4 protein-coding genes are annotated in these 4,615 nt (G+C 43.5%); 3 read left to right on the plus strand and 1 reads right to left on the minus strand.

Annotated elements, in window-relative coordinates:
* Together WBA23_RS24315 and WBA23_RS24320 are read left to right on the plus strand one after the other, a co-directional pair.
* On the plus strand, positions 1 to 809 hold an 809-nt coding region (locus WBA23_RS24315), incomplete at its 5' end, for a type ISP restriction/modification enzyme (RefSeq protein ID WP_424584873.1).
* Between the two features lie 346 nt (positions 810 to 1,155).
* Complete coding sequence (locus WBA23_RS24320) at positions 1,156 to 1,359, plus strand: hypothetical protein (protein ID WP_424584874.1); 204 nt, start codon at positions 1,156 to 1,158, stop codon at positions 1,357 to 1,359.
* A gap of 15 nt (positions 1,360 to 1,374) precedes the next feature.
* On the opposite strand, the gene treA is transcribed toward WBA23_RS24320, so the two are convergent.
* The gene (gene treA / locus WBA23_RS24325) at positions 1,375 to 2,937 is read right to left on the minus strand and encodes an alpha,alpha-trehalase TreA (RefSeq protein WP_424584875.1); all 1,563 of its coding nucleotides are present in this window, start codon (positions 2,935 to 2,937) and stop codon (positions 1,375 to 1,377) included.
* A gap of 114 nt (positions 2,938 to 3,051) precedes the next feature.
* On the opposite strand from treA, the gene WBA23_RS24330 reads away from it, so the two are divergent.
* Positions 3,052 to 4,615: arylsulfatase (locus WBA23_RS24330; RefSeq protein WP_424584876.1), on the plus strand; the 1,564-nt coding region annotated here is incomplete at its 3' end.

Consider the following 4,615-nt stretch of genomic DNA (forward strand, 5'->3'; position numbering starts at 1 on the left):
AGATGTATCAACATTATAAATCAATTATCCAAATCTTTCGCGAGCGAAAGGTCAGTAATAATGTTGGTTTAGTATTAGTTAGTCAACCACAGGCGGCCAATACATTGTTTTTTGATTGTGCATTTATTACTAATTGTATCACCGATACAAATGTATTCAGACGTGGTGGCCCTAAATCATTTCCACTCTATCTATATCCTTTAAGAAATGAGCAACAAACCATTGAGCAAAACACCGAAAGAAAACCAAATATAAATGCCGTAATAGTAAAGGAAATCGCTGAGAATTTAGGATTGACCTTTACAAATGAAAAGGAAACTCCCAAAGACACCTTTGCCCCAATTGATATTTTAGATTATATCTATGCTATTTTACATTCACCAAAATACCGAGATAAATATGAAGAGTTTCTAAAAATTGATTTCCCAAGAGTACCATATCCAAAAGACAAAGATACTTTTTGGCAACTCGTAAAATTGGGTGGAGAAATACGCCTAATCCATTTATTGGAAAGTTCAACAGTAGAGCAATATATTACGCAATACCCAATAGACGGAGATAATGTGATTGGCAAACCCAAATACAAAGACGGTAAAGTTCATATCAACGACACACAATATTTTGACAATGTTCCGCAAGTAGCTTGGGAGTTTTACATTGGTGGTTATCAACCTGCCCAAAAATGGCTAAAAGACCGAAAAGACCGCAAAATGGAGTTTGACGACATTTTGCACTATCAGAAAATAATAGTAGCCCTGAGTGAAACCGAAAGGCTAATGAAGGAAATAGATAAAATAGAAATTGAATAAGATGCCAACGCAAGAATCAAGCACATTGCAATCCTCGTTCCTGCGGTTGCAAAGAGCTTTCATGCCATTGCACGGACGAAAAAGAAAAATAAAAACGGGGCACAACAACACCTATACGCAATGCCCTTCGGGACACTGCGCATAGCCGAGACGTTAACAAACATTTAAAATGAGCGGGTCAAGTGATATAACAAACGATTTCTACTGATAAATGTCTGATAGCTATAATGAAACTGGAGTGAGATCAGATACCAAAAAGTACTAAAGGTAGAATTCTTTCTCAAATAGGAGTCCAAATTCTATATGCTGGTGGGCCAGTTTTGACCCGGTACGCCACTGGCCAATTGTGGCAGTAGGCTTCCTTGGAATAATATTTGGTCCGATTGGTTTTATCTATAACTACTTCCTCAACGAAGTTCCGGCAGCTTTTGCTTACACCCTGATTACCAATGACTTCATCTGGTGGATACCGCTTTTTCTAATTTTACGAGCCGCTCACCAAGCTGTCTGGCCATTAACATCATCGGTGCCAAAATCGGCTAAAGTGTAATTAAAGAAGCAGAAACTACTGATCTACGGTAATATCCATCAGCTTCAGTAGCACTCCGTTCGACCAGCCAAAACCATCCTGAACGGGATATTCACCACCTCCGGCTTCTAAACTGACGTCTCGCACATTATATTTTTCCACTAGCTTCCCGGTATTTTGATAGACCCGTTGGTTATTATCAATCCAGCGTTGGCTGATGTCGTTCGTTAGCTCGGTATAGCCGTAGTTGTTTAAACCTTGTACTGCCATCCACTGAAGCGGTGCCCAGCCATTGGGAGCATCCCATTGCTGACCGGTCGCATTGAGTGTGGTACGAAGTCCACCCGGCAGTAAGAACTCTCTCTTAAGGGTTCGCATCACCCCACGAGCCTCTCGGACGCGGGCAATCTTAAAAAATAAGGGGTAGCTAGCCGCCAGTGTGTACTCATTAGTCATTTCACCTAATACAAAATCGTAGTCAAAATAAAAGCGTTCGGTTGAATTCCAGCAGTACTTACGAATGGCACGATGGCGATCTTTCGCGAGTTTCTCAAATTTCCTTTGAAGGTCAGGCTGTTCATTCCTAGCGTAGGCTTCAGACAGGACAATCTCTAAATGATACAGTAGCGAATTTAGATCAACCGGAATCAATTCAGTCGTACGGATAGTGTTTAAGTTTTGGGCGTCGCGAAACCAACGGCTGCTAAAATCCCAACCAGATTCGCAAGCTGCACGAATGTTTCGGTATACCACTCCTTTTGGTACGTCACCCACTGAAGCTGCTACCGCTACATCTTCTTTGTAGGCCTCGGGGCGCGGTACCGGTCGGTCATCCCAGTAACGGTTTAATACTGCTTTATCAAGTAAAACTACCCGTCGGTAAGCAGAATTAGTCTTCGTTAAGCTAGTGGCCCCGTCCATCCAGAAATCGTACTCTTTTTGTAGCTGAGGCAAGTAACGAGTTAGAACATCATCTCCCTGAATATCGGCTAGTAAACGAACCATGAGCGAAAAGAAAGGTGGCTGCGACCGACTGGTATAGTAAGCACGGTTTCCGTTAGGAATAAACCCCACTTCATCAATCAAGTAGGCAAAGTTATCCACCATGTTTTCAATCAAATCAGCCTGCTGATCAATCGCTAAGCCTAGCATCGTAAAGTAACTATCCCAGTAGTATATTTCACGAAAACGTCCGCCTGGGACTACGTAAGGATTGGGCAGATTGATCAGCGAGCCGTTGGTTTCGCTGCGAGGCTCACGGGTGAGTACCGGCCACAGCTCTTCAATATGCTCTTCAATAGAGTTGGCGGTATCGGTTTGGAAGCCAGATGCAGGATTAACGGGAAGCTCAAAGTACTTCTCTACAAATTCATTGAGCCGAAAGTTTGACCGACTTTTTTGCTGGGCGTAAGCCTGATTAATTGCTTGCACTGAGGTCTTTGGAATGCAATCAGGAAAGGTCTTAGAGTCCTCAAATATCGGTTCTAGCTGCACCGCTCGGAACAAATCAGGATATAGTTCATCAGGGCTAGATTGTGCTAGAATAGAACCGCTTACTAATAGAAAGCTAAGGAAAAATGTAGAACGAAGGAGCTTCATAATTTGCTGGGTTTGGCGGAGAAATTACTCTACAAGCAACCAAAATGTTTGAATTTAGCTAATTTGTCAACTATACGTAGTCTCTATCCATTTTAATTATCCATTTACTACACTATGCGTTTAGCTAATCTTTTATACTGTTCTCTTTCGCTAATTCTATTTAGTTGCGCTTCTTCACCGGAAGAAACTACTGAAGAGGAATCTCGCCCTAATGTATTGCTTATTATGACCGACGATCAGGGGTGGGGCGATGTGGGTGTACACGGTAATCCGATCATTCAAACTCCAGTGTTGGATGAATTTGCTCGTAACGGAGTGCAGATTAAAAACTTCTACGTAAGTCCGCTGTGCGCCCCCACTCGGGCTAGTCTACTAACCGGACGCTATAATTTGCGGACAGGTACTCGTTGGGTGACTGATGGTCTGGAAAACATGAATCCTGAAGAAGTTACTCTAGCCGAAATGTTTAAATCTGCTGGGTACACTACGGGTTGTTTTGGTAAATGGCATAATGGTGCTCATTTTCCGTTTCATCCCAATCAGCAGGGATTTGATGAATTTATTGGCTTTTGTGCTGGCCATTGGAACAACTACTTTAATACTACTTTACAGAACAACGGTAAGCCATTTCCTACCGAAGGCTACATTACCGATGTGCTGACTGATCAAGCCATCAAGTTTATTGAGCAACCTCGAGATGAACCGTTTTTTTGTTACGTACCCTACAACGTTCCCCACGGGCCATTTCAAGTTCCTGACCAATATTTTGAAAAATATCACGCCCAGTTAGATACTATGTCAGATGAAGGTGAGCGGAACAAGCTCGCGGCCGTTTACGGAATGTGCGAAAATATGGATGCTAATGTGGGGCGACTGTTGTCGTCGTTAGAAAGCCAAGGTGTTCGTGATAATACGATTGTCATCTTCTTAACTGATAACGGCCCTAATGGCAGTCGGTATAACGGTGGTATGCGCGGAACTAAAGGCTCAACCCACGAAGGGGGGACTCGCGTTCCCTTCTTTGTACAGTGGCCAGCGAGCCTTCCTACTGGAAGTATGGTGGAGGGATTGGCTGCACATATTGATGTGCTACCAACCCTAGCCGGACTGTGTAATTTACCCCTACCGGATCGAGAAATCGATGGAGTTGATTTAGCGAGCACTCTAATGGAGGCTAATACAACTATTCCGGACCGTACGCTTTTCTTTCAGCAGTCAGGTCGTGAGCTTCTACCGCAGCGAGGAGCAGTGAGAACGAATACTTACCGGCTGGTGAATTACCCCAACTATACCGGACTGTACAATCTTCAGTCTGATCCTGATGAATCTGAAGATTTACGTCTAGAGTTTCCTCAACTCTACGATAGCTTGATGTCCGTGTATAACGAATGGTTTGACGAAATGAAATTGGAAGCGGTGGATATGACGGTTATTCCTATTGGATTTGCGGAGCAAACTCAGGTAGTGTTGCCCGCTCACGAAAGTTACTTTTCAGGAAACGTATCTTTTAAAGAGGGGCACGGCTGGGCCCATGATTGGCTAGTAAACTGGACGAATTCCGACGACCGAATTTACTGGGACGTAGAGGTGCAATCACCGTTCTCCTATCAAGTCTATCTTTCCTACACTGTACCGGAGTCCGATGCTGGTGCAACCATTCAACTAGAGGTTGGTAATA

Source organism: Tunicatimonas sp. (genome assembly GCF_049647865.1).
Lineage (GTDB): Bacteria > Bacteroidota > Bacteroidia > Cytophagales > Cyclobacteriaceae > Tunicatimonas.

What these genes read in the sequence shown, in the direction of transcription:
- treA (WP_424584875.1), bottom strand. Translation starts at nt 2,937, where the DNA reads ATGAAGCTCCTTCGTTCTACATTTTTCCTTAGCTTTCTATTAGTAAGC.